General features: G+C 34.0%; 18 protein-coding genes and 1 tRNA gene. 12 read left to right on the top strand and 7 right to left on the bottom strand.

What is annotated here, in order from left to right:
* Positions 1–8: 8 nt before the first annotated feature.
* Together WEN_RS03440 and WEN_RS03435 are read right to left on the bottom strand one after the other, a co-directional pair.
* The gene (locus WEN_RS03440) at positions 9–602 is read right to left on the bottom strand and encodes an NgoFVII family restriction endonuclease (protein WP_043911427.1); all 594 of its coding nucleotides are present in this window, start codon (positions 600–602) and stop codon (positions 9–11) included.
* A gap of 4 nt (positions 603–606) precedes the next feature.
* Positions 607–1,257, bottom strand: coding sequence for a restriction endonuclease PLD domain-containing protein (locus tag WEN_RS03435; RefSeq protein WP_083838605.1), 651 nt, complete (start codon positions 1,255–1,257; stop codon positions 607–609).
* A 442-nt stretch (positions 1,258–1,699) separates the two neighbouring features.
* Here WEN_RS03435 and WEN_RS03430 point away from each other — a divergent pair, with 442 nt between their 5' ends.
* The 3 genes from WEN_RS03430 (at position 1,700) to WEN_RS03420 (ending at position 5,059) form a co-directional block, all read left to right on the top strand.
* Positions 1,700–2,572: a hypothetical protein gene (locus WEN_RS03430; RefSeq protein ID WP_014850146.1), complete on the top strand. Its 873-nt coding sequence runs from the start codon at positions 1,700–1,702 to the stop codon at positions 2,570–2,572.
* Positions 2,573–2,793: 221 nt separating this feature from the next.
* The gene (locus WEN_RS03425; protein WP_014850145.1) at positions 2,794–3,825 is read left to right on the top strand and encodes a hypothetical protein; all 1,032 of its coding nucleotides are present in this window, start codon (positions 2,794–2,796) and stop codon (positions 3,823–3,825) included.
* Positions 3,826–3,925: 100 nt separating this feature from the next.
* Positions 3,926–5,059, top strand: coding sequence for a hypothetical protein (locus WEN_RS03420; protein ID WP_014850144.1), 1,134 nt, complete (start codon positions 3,926–3,928; stop codon positions 5,057–5,059).
* A 6-nt stretch (positions 5,060–5,065) separates the two neighbouring features.
* Here the strand turns inward: WEN_RS03420 and WEN_RS03415 are convergent, their stop codons facing one another.
* Positions 5,066–5,659, bottom strand: coding sequence for a hypothetical protein (locus WEN_RS03415; protein ID WP_014850143.1), 594 nt, complete (start codon positions 5,657–5,659; stop codon positions 5,066–5,068).
* Between the two features lie 36 nt (positions 5,660–5,695).
* On the opposite strand from WEN_RS03415, the gene WEN_RS03410 reads away from it, so the two are divergent.
* Complete coding sequence (locus WEN_RS03410; protein WP_238530694.1) at positions 5,696–7,585, top strand: ABC transporter; 1,890 nt, start codon at positions 5,696–5,698, stop codon at positions 7,583–7,585.
* 1 nt (position 7,586) lies between these two features.
* On the opposite strand, the gene WEN_RS03405 is transcribed toward WEN_RS03410, so the two are convergent.
* Together WEN_RS03405 and WEN_RS03400 are read right to left on the bottom strand one after the other, a co-directional pair.
* Positions 7,587–8,549 (bottom strand): HD domain-containing protein, encoded by a 963-nt coding sequence (locus tag WEN_RS03405; RefSeq protein ID WP_014850141.1) that lies wholly within the window; start codon positions 8,547–8,549, stop codon positions 7,587–7,589.
* Positions 8,549–10,414: a PTS transporter subunit EIIC gene (locus WEN_RS03400; RefSeq protein WP_014850140.1), complete on the bottom strand. Its 1,866-nt coding sequence runs from the start codon at positions 10,412–10,414 to the stop codon at positions 8,549–8,551. The genes WEN_RS03405 and WEN_RS03400 overlap by 1 nt, the downstream gene beginning before the upstream one ends.
* 60 nt (positions 10,415–10,474) lie before the next feature.
* On the opposite strand from WEN_RS03400, the gene WEN_RS03395 reads away from it, so the two are divergent.
* The 4 genes from WEN_RS03395 (at position 10,475) to WEN_RS03380 (ending at position 12,029) form a co-directional block, all read left to right on the top strand.
* Entirely contained in the window at positions 10,475–10,885 is a 411-nt protein-coding gene (locus WEN_RS03395; protein ID WP_014850139.1) for a hypothetical protein, read from the top strand.
* A 94-nt stretch (positions 10,886–10,979) separates the two neighbouring features.
* Positions 10,980–11,471, top strand: a complete 492-nt coding sequence (locus WEN_RS03390; RefSeq protein ID WP_014850138.1) for a hypothetical protein — start codon at positions 10,980–10,982, stop codon at positions 11,469–11,471.
* A gap of 3 nt (positions 11,472–11,474) precedes the next feature.
* Entirely contained in the window at positions 11,475–11,900 is a 426-nt protein-coding gene (locus WEN_RS03385) for a hypothetical protein (protein ID WP_014850137.1), read from the top strand.
* Between the two features lie 37 nt (positions 11,901–11,937).
* Positions 11,938–12,029: transfer RNA gene (locus WEN_RS03380), tRNA-Ser, on the top strand.
* Between the two features lie 3 nt (positions 12,030–12,032).
* On the opposite strand, the gene WEN_RS03375 is transcribed toward WEN_RS03380, so the two are convergent.
* Both WEN_RS03375 and WEN_RS03370 read right to left on the bottom strand, forming a co-directional pair.
* Entirely contained in the window at positions 12,033–12,401 is a 369-nt protein-coding gene (locus WEN_RS03375) for a hypothetical protein (RefSeq protein ID WP_014850136.1), read from the bottom strand.
* On the bottom strand, positions 12,401–14,404 hold the full coding sequence (locus WEN_RS03370) for a cysteine peptidase family C39 domain-containing protein (protein ID WP_014850135.1): 2,004 nt from the start codon (positions 14,402–14,404) through the stop codon (positions 12,401–12,403). Before WEN_RS03370 ends, WEN_RS03375 begins: the two co-directional genes overlap by 1 nt.
* 45 nt (positions 14,405–14,449) lie before the next feature.
* Here WEN_RS03370 and WEN_RS03790 point away from each other — a divergent pair, with 45 nt between their 5' ends.
* The 4 genes from WEN_RS03790 to WEN_RS03355 are packed head-to-tail and all read left to right on the top strand — an operon-like array spanning position 14,450 to position 16,294.
* A complete protein-coding gene (locus WEN_RS03790) occupies positions 14,450–14,626 on the top strand; it encodes a hypothetical protein (RefSeq protein ID WP_158308831.1) in 177 nt (58 codons plus the stop codon).
* 39 nt (positions 14,627–14,665) lie between these two features.
* The gene (locus tag WEN_RS03365) at positions 14,666–15,073 is read left to right on the top strand and encodes an iron-sulfur cluster assembly scaffold protein (protein WP_014850134.1); all 408 of its coding nucleotides are present in this window, start codon (positions 14,666–14,668) and stop codon (positions 15,071–15,073) included.
* Entirely contained in the window at positions 15,022–15,990 is a 969-nt protein-coding gene (locus WEN_RS03360) for a deoxyribonuclease IV (protein WP_014850133.1), read from the top strand. The genes WEN_RS03365 and WEN_RS03360 overlap by 52 nt, the downstream gene beginning before the upstream one ends.
* A complete protein-coding gene (locus WEN_RS03355; RefSeq protein WP_014850132.1) occupies positions 15,977–16,294 on the top strand; it encodes a hypothetical protein in 318 nt (105 codons plus the stop codon). Before WEN_RS03360 ends, WEN_RS03355 begins: the two co-directional genes overlap by 14 nt.
* Positions 16,295–16,296 lie beyond the last annotated feature (2 nt).

Here is a 16,296-nt window from a genome sequence, read left to right as displayed (position 1 = left end):
AGAAAGCTTTATTTATCAGCCAATTTAGCCAATTCGTCCATTTCACTTCAAAAGAGGAAAGGAAAAGAGATTAATCAAACATCTCTATCAATTCCCTCTTCGTCCTTATAAGTCTTAGAAGTTTTCTTTAGATATATCTTGTCACCACCATAAATTTCTAAAGCTTCTTTAGTAACCACTCCGGACTTCCTTTTATCTTCATCTGTATATCAAAATTCTTCAATTAATTCACACTCTACCAATCTATTCTTGATTCAGTCACCAATCATATCTTCATTTTTAAAAGTATTCAACCACTTAACCTTTTTCCCCCTACCAGAAAAACAAGCTTTATCAAAACGTCTATCGTCTGTCATTAAGTAAAACCAATCCTTCTTAGAAGGTAAGTTATCTTCCCCTTCTATGGTTAGTCTAACTTCACATCAACTTTGTCTTTCGCCAGTTTTTTCATTAACTGCTGGTTTGCTGTAACAAGCGTTTAAAGGTGAGAAAGATAAATCTAAATCAGCATTGTCAGTAATTTCTTGTTCTGTTGGAACAACCAAAGGGATGACGATGGTTCTTAAAGCTTCTGATTGTTCTAATTCTTCAAGATTGATCATTGCTTTAGTAATTTTTTGTGTAAGTAATTTTAGTTTTTTGCTTTATCTTCCCCTTTGCGTTAATTTTTTCTGAAGTAACAACAGATTTATATTGTTCTAGAAAAGTCATATTTTTCGAGAATCTATCTGATCTCAATTTCTCCATACGTTTTCTATAACGTCTTAGTGAAGAGGGCTTGTGAATTAGTTCCGCCATTTCATATTGTCTGGGTTTTATTTTTTTGTCCATCGGAATTAAAAAACTTAAGTTAGGAGAGCCTATTATCGCCGAAAAGATATGGCCATTTTTATAAAAACAGTAAAGTTTTCCGTGATTAGGATAATAATCCAGAAGTCTTATCTCTCCCACCCCCTTTTCTTGTCACTGCATGTGCATTTTTATAACCATGTTGTACATCGACTCCTGCAATCCAATAAAGAAGTACATTCCAAGAATTAAACAAATGTATTTAATTTTTCCCTCTTTAACCAATCTTTCTATTTCTTGTAGAGAATCGCGACCAAAATATGCCACAGACATTTTTACTCTATCTGCTTTTTCTATTTCTTCTCTAAAACATTCATCAATCGTTCTTTCCCCTTCTTCCGCAAACTCACTGTCAATATAAGTAACTAAAAAAGTATTGTTCTCCACAACCAACAATTTGTTATACATTTATTAGCTAAAAATGACAAAAAGGATGAATTTTTAAATTTTTTATTACTTAGAAACCTGAATAAAAGTCTTGTTTTTCTTTTCGGAAAGAGTAATGAAATCTCCTAAAACACCAACAACCTTTTCTGGCTCCATTGACAATCTTCCCTTGCAGTTACCTATTTAAAATTCTCAGAATTTAATATTTGTTCTTCTTAGCTAGATTGTCAAGAGGAACAATCACTTTAGGTAAAGGATTAATTACTTTAGGTAGTCTTGGTGGCCCTTCTTTCTTTTTTGGTTCTAATCACTTAACACTCGGGGGGGGCAGTTAGATAGATCAATAGAAGTAACAAATAAAGAAATAGGAACTAACTGACAAACGGGTTACGTTACCCCAGTTTTTAATTCCAAATGATTATCAAATGCATTTGATAAACCAACTGACTATTCATATGGTTATGTGGTAAGAGCCAATGGTACAAATTATTTCGAAGGCGCGGAAGGAGGAAAACGAGTAAAGAGAAATCTAAAAGAAGCAGAAGGGGAACTCAGATTAATAGAAAAGGTAGGAGATACTCAATCTTCAATCAAATCAAATGACAGCTCTCGTAATGGTTTAACTCCCAAGAAATTCTTTTTAATGGGAGTCAATGTAAACACTAAAGATGTTGAAGTTACAGGCTTAGTCTCTTTAGTGAAAGATGCACATAAAGGAATAAATGCACAATGCAAAAACAATTCAGGTCCGACCACAATACAAAATGGTTACTGTGACGATAAGGTTTTCTTTAAAAAATATGAAAATATTGATCAACAGCCAGGCTTTATTGCAACTGAATTAAAAAACAAAAACGATAAACGAGTTGGAGTTTTAGGTTTTGATTTAGGTCTTACATTAACTGCTACTTTTGGGAAGAGGGAAATTACTAATGGTGGTAGTGGCCCATCAGGGAGCAAAAAATTATCAAGAAGTGCTCCAATAAGAGTAAGAGTTAAAGAAAAGGATCAAAATCTTTACACAGGTCAAAAGGGTAGCAACAACAGACCTTATGTTGTTGTGCATGATTTGAAATTCGCGAAGGGAGCGCTAAAGAGCAAATGAAAAGAGGTAGAAAACAAAGGTAAAAATTTCAGAAGCTTAATAGAGCTAGGAGTGACCAAACAAGACAAGGGTGTTATTTCAAAAATCCCCCTAAACAACCAAAGACAATACTATCTCTGAGATCCTAGCTATACAGAGATAAAAGAAGGAAGGCTAAGAACTAAGAATGGACACTATCTCCCATGAAATAACAATGCAGAGTTACCTTATACCTATAAATTAATTAAGTAATACTAAGACTTAAAATCCCCAATAGTAACATAGTTCCCTAGACAATAAAGATTGCCCCCCCCGGCGCATTTAAAGGATTAATTTTTTTAGGTAGCATACTCGCCCCTGCTTTATTTGCGAGTGTCCATCCCGAACTAACTAGGATAGTCTCAACAACTGGAAAGGTTACTGGTAAATGATGAGAAGAGGCTAGAGTCGGTCCTTGATTTAATGGTTGAAGAATGAGAGAAGGTGCTGCTGGAGCATTGGGGCATATGGCTTACTCCTATGGATATGTCGCTAGAGTGAGTGGTACTGAAACTGCTACAAGCGAGGATAGAACAATGCAGAATGAAACAACGGATATGAAAGAAATTAAAGATGGAGAGCTGACCTTAATTGAAACACAATTAGATGCGCGAGGAGGAAATAAAAGAGGTCATCTTGTGGGAAAGAATGGAATAAAAGGTATTGTGGGTGGATATACCAAGAAGAAATTTATTCTTATTGGTGTCGGAGATACCAGTAATAAAGTAGAGTTCCAAGGATTAGTAACTATTGTTGATGGTTCACAAGGAGTTAATTGAAAGTGTTTGAAAGATGTTCTGGAAGGACAGTTGAAAAACAATACAAATGATGTGAAAAAATTGAGGGATAAATTTGGAGAAACTGGTTTGTTTTGAAAGACAGAAGACAATAGTAGATTATCTTTAGGCGGACAAATTGTTTTCGGAAATTGTCTTAAAGAGTTCTATAAACGTGGAGGTGAGATGGTTGTTGTTGAGAGTTTGAAGGAAGGTACAAGTGGAAAACGATTAGGATTCCAAAAACTAGAAATTCCTGGTGGCATGAGTATTGCATTAACTGTGGGGATGAAATTGCAAAGAGGGGAGAAAGAGATTATTGCGCCTGGTGTTTTAGTTAAAAACGTATTCACAAACGGAAGAACTCTTTGGGCTGGATTGCAAGGAGATGGGGTGGTTTTGAAGAGTGATAGGAATAAAAAGGATAAGGGTCAAGGCAACATCGTAATTCACGACTGATTCTCCACAAACTCACAAGATAACCCTCAAAACCTATATAAAAAAGAGGGGTCTGAAGATCCGAAGGAAGGAATTGCTAAGAAGATCCCTCTAAAAAATGAGTGAAATTGATATCTCTGAGACCCTAGCTATACAGAGATCAAACAAGGAAAATTAAAAACCAAAGATGGTAAAGATTTACCTTTCAATATAGAAATTGGAAAGTTTGTAGAAACTGAATTAATTAAGTAATTATTCTTTATCTCTTTTATTACTTCTGATCTAGAATCCTCCCAGCTATACACCCTTAAAATCCTTAGAAATTACCATAAACTGCTCTTTTCTCTAAGAGTTGGTTAAAGTTCTAACTTTAAGTAAAGGATTAGTTACTTTAGGTAGTTTTGGCGGCCCCTCTTTTTTATTTAGTTCTAGTTACTTATCTCTTGGGGGGGGAGGGCAGTTAGATAGAGAAATAGAAATTGTTTCTAAATTTGAAGGTACTAATTGAAAAGATGGTGTAATTACTCCTGTTTTTGATTCTTGATGATTGAGTGGAGGATTTAAAAACCCAATAATTTATTCATATAGTTATATAGCTAGAGCTAAAGACACAAATTATTCAGAAAAAACCAAATTCTCTAAAAGAACCAAAAGAAGTACTTTATTAACTGAAGGAGAGCTTAGATTAGTAGAGAGAGTAGGTTCTCTGACAACTAACAACGCAACTAGCTTTCCCAAAAGCAAACCTTCTCCACATCAACATCTTGATGGATTAACTCCTAAGAAATTCTTTCTAATAGGTGTTAATAGAACAAGTAATGAAGTTGAAATGTCTGGTTTAGTTAGCTTAGTGAAGAATAATCATGGCGGAATTAAAGCGAACTGCAACTCAAAAGATGAAAAAGCTCAAGCAATAAAGAATGGTTACTGCGATCATGTCTTTTTTAAGGCATATTATCCAGGAGAGAAAAAGCCTAGTTTTGTAGAAACTCAACTAAAAAATAATCAAGATAAACAAGTAGGAGTATTAGGTCTTAAGGATGTTGTGGGAACAATGAATGTTGTTTTTGGAGCTGGAAAGATAGACAGCTATACAAGATGATCAAGAAGTGCTCCAATAAGAGTAAAAGTTCAAGAAAAGGATCAAAATCTTTACACAGGTAAAAAGGGAAGCAACAACAGACCTTATGTTGTGGTTCATGATTTGAAATTTGCAAGAGGAGCATTAAAGGGAAAATGAAAAGAAGTTGATGATGATTCCAAGAGCTTAATAGAGATGGGTATGACAGATAGTACAAGTAACTCTTATGCCCTCGCAAATGAGTCAAAAAGTTCCACAATCCCTCTAAGCAGAAACAGACAATACTATCTCTGAGATCCTAGCTATACAGAGATAAAAGATGGAACATTAAAAACTAAAGATGGTCAAAAACTACCTTGAAAAGTAAACTTCTCTCTTCCTTACACTATCAGACTAGTTAAGTAATTTTTATTAATAAGCTGGTATTGTAGTTTCACAGAATACCTTAGTTAGGAATAATTTAGTCTTTAACTTACATCATTGAGCAGGACTAACTATCTTCACTGCTTTAGGACCTCATACACTAGATAATCTATTGTTTATCTTTAGACTAAATATTCCTCCTAGTACAGGTAGTAATAAGTTAGCTAGGCTAGAAACTAAATAGTTAAAGTCTCTAGCTTTACAGAAACAAAACCAAGATACTAGAGTTAACAATAGATTCAAAGAAGAGGTAATGATAGAGATTAGATATATAGGTTGAATGAACTTTCAAAAGCCTTTTGTTTCAAAAAAAGAAGCCAATCCTTGTTCTTGTATATAAGCTCCAGAATAAGCATTAGTGGCTTGTACAGAAGAAACAGGAACTCTTTGTTTAAGGCTTAAGAAAGGACTATCTAAGAAACTTCTCATAGGAAGCCCCTTATAATACTCTTTACCATCATGGAGTACTCACATGTGGTAATAACCTATTAGTAAAACTAAAGAGATTCAACCTATAGAACTTAAGAGATTTAAGTAAGCTGAACCAATATTTACCTTCTTAGAGAGATAAAGATAGTTCATTAATTAATAACTATGTTTAAAGTACTTAACCCAAAGATGATTCTCTTAACCTTAACCGCCTGTTCTTCTCCTTCTCTTATTGCCGTTAAAGGGAGTGAACCCCATTCTCACTATAAGATATTAGCCAACTATAATGGCCAAGCAGAATTACTTTTGAGCTTACAAATACCTCCTGATTATTTCCCCTATCAATTCAAACAAAGAAAGCTATATGACTACTTAACCAATATCAATAAGTATTTAGTTACTGAAGGAGCCTCTCAACAAAAACAAGCACTAGGTAAGCAGTTACAAGGAAGAATTGATCAGTTAATTAATCAAGTAACTACTTTCGGTCCTAGTCTCTGGAATGAAGACTTATATGCAGGAGGTTTAGTTAATAGAAATGTACAGTACTGAAATACTAAGAGTGCTGATTATTTATTCCTAGAACAATTCATTATTGATGACTCTTCAGATCCTTTGTTTCTATTAGAGAGACTTCCTAGACATAGTCATCTAGCAGTAACTAATTTCAGAGCAGCTAGAGACCCTTATAGCTTATTTGGAGAAGATGTCTATAAGTATTTTGGAAAGCCTGAAGGGAGTGGGGGAAATAACCAGTTAGCCAAAAAACTTCATGAATATTACAGAAATTATTCCAAGATATCTCCTAATAACCTATTCAGAAGTGGTAAGTATATACATTTCTGAACTGACTTCTGCAAGAACTTAAAGGAGAAGTCTAGTGATGGTACAGGAAAAGAAGATCTAAAACATTTCTTTAAGTTACCTTCTTTCAGTAATGGCAAAAAAGAGCATTTGTTCGCTCCCTTTCAAGATTCAATTGACAAACACATAGCCAAAGAATTTTTTGAGGTCATATTCTCTGACGAGGAGAAAGCAGCTTTAAAGAATGGAACCTCCGAGAAATTTCAATTTCAATATCTAAAAAATATTGCAACTCAAGCAAGTGGAGCTGGTGAAGAATCCATTTGCCCCTCAGAGTTAGGTCAATTGGCATTCCAGAAAGCTCACCATCCAGCTCTAGAACACCAAACACTTAAAGGTAGTAGTCCAGTCTCTGAAGGCACTCAAAAAGACTTATTAGTCTATTTAGCTCAGATGGCAATTGCTTTAGATAAAGTTTCTAAAACAAGTAACTTTAGTAGTGTCTTTGACAAAGATCCAAGAAAAGACTTTATCTATAACGCTTGAAAGAATGCAGTCTCAATTGCAAAAGGCTATAGAGAAAGACTAAAGAATGTTAGAGAATACTTACAAGCAATAGAAGTTGTAGATAAATCATTTAAGCCGGATCAATCAACACACACAAGAAACAGTTCCAAAACAGTAGCAATTGTTTCTTATCCCCCTTCACAATTGGGAGCTGGAGATGCAACTATTCAAACAATCTCTAAATATCCCTTCCTCTATACAGAGTTAGGACTAAATGAAGTTATTCCTAACGAGTGAAAGCGTGGGGGACCAAAAGGTGACAACCACAAAGATATCTTGGGAGTAGATGACAATGGTTGATGATGAAAGCTAGGAGATGTTCACTTATCAAGTGATAGTCTCAATAGCTTTAGTGGTGTAGCAGATTCAATCATCTTGTTAGCTACAGATGATGATTGAAATATCTTGAGTGCCTCAGATAGTCCTAAGATGAGATCACTGAGATCTTTATTAAAGTCAGAAAGCAATAGTAATGGAAAAGAAAGAATACAAATGAGTAACTATAGCTTGTGAAATGAAGGACTTAGATCTCCTATAGCTCTCAATCTCCTATTAGATGTATTAGTTGATACTCTAACTAAACAGTTTGGGAATGGTCAAGAGGAGAATGGACAAAAAGATAAATACACAAAAGCTTTAGATTGAGGAGATTACTGAAATAAAGTTTTTGCAACCGGAAAGAGTTCCGAAGAAACTTCTCAGAAATAAACTAACTCTTCAAAGGATTTTCTAGAAGGTATTTAAAGACTTCATCTATCTTTCTTTCTTTTAGTTGAGTTAAGAAGGAGTCATATAGTTCAGAAGGATAACTTCCTTTCTTTTTAGGTTCTAGTTTATCTGCGATAACTAGTACCTTACCTACTATATCTAAACTAGCAATAGGTTTAGTATGATGCTCTATTGCAGTTAGTATAGAGTCATCTAATGTATTGGTTCTAGATAAGTAATACTTAGCAACAGGGCCATGCAGATTTCAACACTCTTTAATTAACTCTTCTCTGGGTTTTGAATAGATCTTTCTTCCATATCTAATCAATTTAGTCTTAGATCAATTCTTTGCAAAGTCATGATAAGCACAACTAAGAAGCAAGTTAGCTCTAGTTTTCTCATCTAAAGAGGCTCACTTAGAGATTTGCTCTGCAAACTCTATAACTCTTAGGGTGTGATCAAATCTAGAGATTGTTTGTTCTTTATATATTCTCTTTAGGGCTTTAGAGAGAGCTTTTTCTATCTCTATTAAAGCCATCTCTACTCTCTTTCAGTTTTGACCCCCTAGAGAGAGATTTAAGTACTTTTTGTGCTTGTTAGTAAAGAGTATGAAGGTATGAGAGTTAGAGAGCCTCTCTAACTTTCACTTCATATGGTTTATCTCTTGAGTTTCTATGAAGTAAATAGTGTCTTTAGGGAAAGAATTTAATAAAGACTCTATATAGTCTCCATAACTCTCTGGATCCAAGAGATCAGTCTTTGAAGGTATCTCTTGAAACTCTAGAGTGATAGAGGGATTAAGTAACTTAAGAAATAACTTTAGTTCTTTCTTAGTGAATAAGAGTTTCTCAGAACTTAATTCTTTCTTGTAATAGACTATTGTGTCTATTTCAAAGTTTTGAGTAAGAGTTTTAAGTACTTCTGGATAAACAATTGAGTAAGTACTAAAGTAGACTAGTTGCACTAGTTTTTAATCTCGATTGTAGTTTCAGAATAGCTAACACTTACATAACTCAATAGAGTTGTGTTAATCTCTTCTGCTTTTGGACCTACAATGAGTTGAACATGATTATCACTTACTCACTTAATAGCTATTACTCCTGCTTTCTTTAGTTCTGACTCTATTACCTTAGATCTATCTTTGATATCGTATCTAAGTCTGGAGGCACAATTCTTGTAGTTAGATACATTATCTCAACCACCTAGACCTCTCTTATATGAGGCTATATGAGGAGGCAATCCTTCATCATCTTGTCCTTCTTCACTAGAGTTTGATTGATCATTTAATTTCATTGCATCTTTAATATGTTGTTTTTTGAAGAAGAAATAGAAAACCGCAAAATACACTACTGCCAATCCCCCTCCTACTGCAGCTCAGTAGTAGAACTGAGTACCTTTTTGATATGGAATAACCCCATTTATTAGAAGTTCAATAATACCTCCAGAGAATGCTGTAGGAATATGTGCTTCAGCTAATTTCATGGCTAGGAATGAAACTCCACACATTACTGTGTGGAAACAATAAAACAACTTAGGAATAGAGTACATAAAGCTGAACTCTATAGGTTCAGTAATACCTAACACTATTGAGTTCATCATTCCAGGGAATAGAGTCTTAGACAATTCTTTTCTCTTTTCACTATTCTTCTTGGGTGCAGAAAAGTAAATAGCTAATGCAGCCGCAGGTAAAGCAAACTGCATTATCGGGAATTTACCTTGCGTAAATCTACCTATGTGTATGCCATTACTATTTCCATTTGTTCCACAGCCTAGTAATTTATGATTTCCATTAGTACAAGTTGGTAGAGCTAATGCTGAGGCACCTAGCAAAGCATCTCCTTGTCACTGTAGGGAGTTATGGTTACCTACTCCCAAACAACAACAGGTAGCTTCATCAGAACATTTAGATTTACAAATAGCTTCGCAAAGAGTAGTACTAGAAGAACCATTATGTAAAAGATCTCCTCCTAACGGTGTGTATCAGAATAGAGAGGCAAATAAGTGGTGAAAGCCAGTAGGAATTAATAATTTCTCTAGAAACCCAAAGAAGAAAGCGTCAGCTCCTTTTCCCTTAGCTATATAGTTACCTGCATAGGATAGACCAATACCTATTCAGGGATAGAGAGTAAGAAATAATAAAGCTAAAGGTATTACTGCTAAAGTAGTCAGTAATGGAAGTAATCTCTTACCTGAGAAATAAGCTAGACAAGCAGGTAGCTTTATTTCAGACCAACGTCTAAATAAATAAGGTACTATCACTCCCCCAATAATCATTGGAGCGAAAATAGAACAATTTAAGGTAGTTACTCCAAAGAATTGATGTATTAGGTGGGTAGAGCCTTCTCTTCCTGCCCCTTCAAAGAGAATCTGAAACTTATCTGTCTTGGTACAACAGGGCAATAAACAACATTTGCCTTCCTTACAGCAACCATTCTTTTCTGTTCCGCCACAAGAGCAAACACACTTTCCTTCTCCATTAGCGCAACTAATAAAAGCAGAGTTGAAATAGGTAAAGGTTAAGAAACCTAATAGAGCACACCAAACAGCTATTCCTTCATGTTTCTTAGTGAAAGCTAAAGCAAATGAGATACATATAAGTAGTGGAAAGGCCTGCAATAATGGAAAAGCAATAGATTGTATTGCTCTTCCTATTTGAGATTGAATATTGCCGTTCTGATTTACTACCCCCCCTACAGACAGAAAGAGACTAGTAATAGCCATAGAGGCAATAGGGAGCATGAATGCTCCCGAAATGCCTGAAAGTTTGAGTTTTAAATTACTACTATTGAGTTTGCCAAAGTTAAGTCTGGCCTTAGTAGGTTCAGACACTAGAACATACTAAAGGTGATATATACTTCTTTTTTTAAATAGTTTTAGAAAAAACTAGTTTTGTGCAGATGTGTAGGGGTTAGAGAAAAACCACTCTTAGATAGTAAAAGGTTAGGAGAAAACAAGAAGAGAATAGACAATGCCTTATTAGTTTTCTTTAAAGCCCATATCATTCGACAAAGACTAACTTATAAGGTTTTCTTTTCCAAAGAGTTAATTCAATTCTGAGAACTATATCTAAGTGAGTTACAAATGGCTTTATCTTTTCTAGAAGAACATGAAAAGAAGCTCTTAGAAGATTGTTACCAAAAGAAACTTGGTTACAAAGATATGTTCTTCTCTAAATCTAATTACTATAGCTGTTTAAATAAATATTCAGATAAATTTTTAAAATTATTTGACTATAATTTTTTTCTTAAATGTCAGTTATTCGAGAAAGAAATCTTAGATAAAAGAGAACAGAATAAATAGATTTTGAAAGAAGAAATTAAAATTAGAGAGAAATTTTAAAGTTTTAGTTAGGTTTTTGTTCCTCTCTCTGACAGTGTCCCCTTTTTAGGTAAATATGTCTTTTCTGCCGTTTTTTCAACACATTGAAGATTCATTTAACAAATTGTGAAACGACTCCATCTCTTTTGTCTTTGCTATTCTTGGACTTTTTTGTGTGATAGCTGCTTTTTGGCCAGGCTTTTACAACACTTGAAAGACTAAAGACACAGAATTTCTTCCAATTGGTCTTTTTTCTCTTTTCCTTTTAGTTGGGGTTTTGATGTCTGCTGGTTCAATAGCGGGTATATGTGAATCTCCAAAACTAGGTCCTATGTATATGAGAGGTTGTGTATTTACCCTCCTTAATGTTTTTGTGATGCTAACAAACCTTTACACTGTAGGGCTGTGATGTAAGAATAAGTTTTTAGGAAGAAGAGGAGCTGACAGCAGTTATGCTGATGTTTCAGAAACCTCTGAATATGTGGATGATGAGCAAGAAGAAGTTGAATACAATGAAGAAGAATCTCAAGAAGAATCTAATTTGATGGATTTAGGATTAGCAATATAGAAAATGTTTTTCAGTAATTTGTTTAATTTATTGTTCCTTGGAGAAGGAGGTGTTGCAACAAAATATTGTGCCCCTTCTTTAACTGGAGCTGGCGCGTTCATTCTTATTTTGATTTCTTTTAAACAATTTACACAGGTAAAGAAAACTAGAAATACTGTCTTTCTAGATAAGAAATTCATGTTTTTCCAACTTTATGCTTGTTTCTTCCTTGGTTCCGCTTCCATTTATGGTCTTTGTGGCAATTGAAATTCTACATGAGGTCCTATTAACTGCATTCTAGTATTTATTAATGTTTGTTTATTTGCGGCTAACTATTACACACTACAAGTTAAATTGTCAAACACCGTAGCTGCAAAAAAGGCTAATATGTCCGAATCGGAATATTACAATCAGGTAATCGCTCCTTCTCTAGCACTTCAAACTAACTAGTTCTTGGTTAGTTAATAAGATAATTAAGAAAGTCTAGGGAGACTTACCCAAGTGGTTAAGGGGGCATCCTGCTAAGATGCTAGGTGGCTTATTTGCTGCGCAAGAGTTCGAATCTCTTAGTTTCCGCCAGTTTTAACTCAATAGATTTATTCAAAAAGGCTTAGAACCCAAAGAGTACTTAACAGCTTTAGTAGATTTTCAATTAGTTTGGTAGTTTCTTTTAGGATCTAAAGAGAGTTGAATATATTCTTTCTCTCTAGAGTCTCCCATTCTCATTACTTGAATATCAGTTACTTTTGCTAACTTAGAGCTATCTTCTTCAAAGTAATAGAAGTTATTCCCTTTCTTTAAGTTCAACTTTCTATAATTTTCAAGAGATAGATTTAATTTGTTATCTATTAGATAGTTATGTTCAAACTTATCTACTTTGATCGCAAAGCCTGCAATAGCTAAAGTAGAAGAACTAAAAGCTAATATTGCTAAAACTTCCTTCAGAAACATTAGAGTTTTTCACTTAAATCAATCTGATGAGTAAAAAAATCTTTTAACTCTAAGTTATGTTCTGAACAAATTACAAAGTTTCTCTCAAAAAGAATAGGAAATAACTTTCTAAATACTACCTTTCTAACAACTGAGTTGATATGAGAAGTAGTTTCATCTAATAAGAGAATCTTGTCCTTTAAAGTACAAAGATAAAGGAAGTTAAAAAATTGTCTTTGTCCATCACTTAATTCTGTAGTTCTTAATGGTTGATAGTCATATATATCTATCTGACTAGCTAAGTCCAAAACCAGCTCTAATTCCTTTTCACTTAGAGATTGTTTAAGTCTTACTCAATCAAACTCTAAAGGTTCTGTTTTAGAGTGTTGATAGATAATTACTGTGTTAAGAGAGCTTTCTCAGAGATTAGAAAGAGATACTCCATTAATGAAGATAGAGTTAACTCCATCTGGTAACTTAGCAGAGATTAACTTATACAAGGTGCTTTTACCTACCCCAGAAGGACCATATATAAAGGTACTAGGAAAAATAGAGAGATTTAAGTTATTAAATATGGATTTTTCTCCATTGTGATAACTTAACCTTTTTAGCTCTATTACTTTAGCCTTTAGTGACTGTATAGAGAGGCTGGGTAAGTTGTCATTAAACAATAAGTGTTTATATTGAGTTACTGAATTAGAGTACTTAGCTCAATTAAGAGCATTAAGAATGACTCTATCTAAAGCACTACTTAATTGCATATAAGCTATTCCAGCCATTATCAAGTTGGAAATAGAAATAGTGTTTTGGAAATAGAGATATGCTCCAAGAAAGTAAATAGAACAATTAATTACTTGAGTAAGAAAGAAATTAAGTTTTAGTAATAGAACCCTTCTAGACTGAAAGAAACTATCTGTTAGTTGTCACTCAGTTAATTCAGCACCCAAAACACTATTAAGGAAAGAGAATTTACTGAAGTCTCACTCATATTTCAGAAATTTATTTAGCTTAAAAATTAATTTCTGAATACCTACTTTGTGTTTCAATAGTCTCTCTATTCCTGAGCTATCCAGCTTGTGAAGTAGATAAAAACTAACTGATTTAAAGAGCATTGAGACAACAATAAGAACTAAGAAATAAGGTTGTAAGTAAGTTAGATAACAACTAACTAAAAGAGAGATAAGAATTCCAGAGACTATAGTGCTCAGCAACTCACTATAGAATAGAGAGATTGTCTCTATATATTCTTGAGCTAATAAGTATTGATTTTTAGCTAACTTAGAGAAGAAATAATTCTTTTTTCTCTCTAATCTTTCCAGTAGTAATCTGTATAGCTCTTTAAAGTACCACTGTTTATCTTTGAGATAGTAAATAGACTTAAGGTACTCTACTAGAGACCAGATAAAGATAACTAATACAGAGAAAAAGAGAATAGAACCTATATTCCCTCAATGATGACTCTGTATTACATCCTCAAAAATTAACTTATTAATAGCAAAGCTAACTATTAGTATTCCAAAGGCTACTAACTCCAGCGATATGTTTCTTATTCATCTAGGTAATTTGAGAATAGAGAGTTCTTTCTCTGCGTAATTAACTACTATTCTTGACTTACTAGAAGAATCAATTTTCTCTACTAGTAGTATCTTTCCAGAGAATATAGAAGCTAGTTGTTGGTAGTTAACTCTAAACCTACCTAACTCAGAGTCATAGAGTAAACAAGAACTTCTATATTTCTTTGCTATTACAAAGTGTTCTGAGTTATTTCTATATAAGAGCATTACAAAAAACCCTGTTAAAGGGTTTTGTTGTAACTCTTTAATGGATAGTTTGTAAGCCTCTAGGTGTATTCCATACTTTTTATTAATACTCTCCAATTCAAAGATGGAGATGCCTCTATCTCTGATGTTGAGTTGATCAAATAACTCTGTTCTACTAACTTCTTTCTTTAAGAAGTGATTAATGAGAGATCTAGTGACTGAGACTCCACAGTCATGTTCACTTTCTTGGTAGTAGATTTTCATATCTTCTTATTCATTAATTGCAAAATTTTTATATAATTAAGGAAAATGTCAGGTTGTTTTAAGTGTCACCACCATCACCACTGTTGCCACACTAGTTGTTGCTGTTCACACTGTCATCATCATTGTTGTTCAACTATCTCTAGTTGTTGTTCAGATTGTTGTTGCGAAGAAGGACCAGTTGCTGAATGTTGCACAGACTGTTCTTCCTGCAAGTCAGCTTAGTTTAACTAAGCATTAAAGGCTTGGCTTATAGCCAAGCTTATGTATCAAGATACTATTTATTGACTTTCAAGTCTCACTAAATTCACTTCAAAGGAAGCAACGAGAGGCATCTTAGTTCAACCAAACCAAGAACTAGGCTGTCAAGATAGCCTCAAGTTATCTCTAGCTACAGAACCTACTATCTCCAATATCCAACTAGAGATACAAGGTTGTATTCTCTTTAAAGCCTCAGTTAATGCTCTTTGTTTAGCAATAGAACACAAGAACAAAAGAGAAGCTCTTGAGATACTAAACAACTATCTAAATATGATTCAAGTTCAAGACTTTAACTCAGACTTACTAGACAACAATCTAAAACTATTTGAGAAATTTAAATTAGCTTTAAGTAGAAGAAAGTGTCTAACAATAGGAGCTCTAGAGTTGAAGAAAGAGTTAATAAACAACTAATACTAGGTTCTCACATCTCTCTTAACAAACCTAATAACTATCTCTTAGGAACAGTAAGAGAAACAATCTACAATGGAGCGGATTGCTTCATGATCTTTACTGGACCTCCACAGAACCAAAGAAGAGTACCAGTAGAACAATTATTCCTAGCTGAGGGATTAGAAGAAGCAAAGAAAGCTAATATTAGCTTTCAAAACTGTGTAGTTCATGCTCCCTATATCTTTAATCTGGCGCAGAAGGATGAGGATGGTTTCATTCACTCTTTAGTAGTGAATGAAATTCAAAGAACTGTTCAAATGGGCATTCAGATATTTGTTGTTCATCCAGGCTTTGCAATAGGAGAGAGAAAAGAGGGAATACAAGAGATAATTAAGAACTTAAAGGGAATACTAAAGACCACAGAGCATTTAAATTATTTCTTTGCCTTGGAAACGATGGCTGGAAAGAAGAATCAACTCGGCAGTAGTCTAGAGGAGTTAAAAGAGATCTTTGAAGGTTGTAATTGAAACTCTAAGCTAGCTGTTTGCTTAGATACAGTGCATTTACATGACAGTGGATATGATCTCTCTGATCTAGAGGGATTTAAGAAACACCTTGACTCTCTTATAGGCTTAGAAAGAGTCAAAACCTTACATCTAGGTGATTCAATGAATGTAAGGGGTTCTAAGAAAGATAGACATGCTAACCTAAACTATGGTCATATAGGCTTTGAGACACTCATTAAGTGAGCCTATGATGAGTTCTTTTCAACCCTTCCTATAATAGTTGAAACTCCATTTTGGGTTAAACAAAAGGGAAAGAAGAAAGAGTTAGTCTCCCCCTATAAATGAGAGATTCAATTAATTAGGAATAAGCTTTGAAAACCTATTCCTAATCCAGAACACAAGCCAATTTATAGTCGCTATGAGCAAGAATAAGAAAAGCACTTCCTTTTTAACTTCTTGTTGGTATGGTTATAAGTCTTGACACAACAAGAAACAACTAAAAAGATATAGCAGACTATCTAAGAAGCAATTCTCTCTTCAATGCAAGATAAGAACTATAGATGAAAGACTAGTTAATTACATTAAGAAGACTCAAACTAAGAAGAGAAAGTTAGAGATAAAGCTAAATAAGATATCTAACAAACTAGATAAGTGAGATAATGTAACTCCTGTAGAGGCCGTTAAGGATCCTAGAAACTCTACATTTGTCCCACTAAAGAAAGAAAACAGTATATAAAG

The sequence above is a fragment of the Mycoplasma wenyonii str. Massachusetts genome, from assembly GCF_000277795.1.
Lineage (GTDB): Bacteria > Bacillota_I > Bacilli_A > Mycoplasmatales > Mycoplasmoidaceae > Eperythrozoon_A > Eperythrozoon_A wenyonii.
The sequence above is the reverse complement of the archived record's forward strand: the minus strand, read 5'-3'. Positions and strand labels throughout refer to the sequence as shown.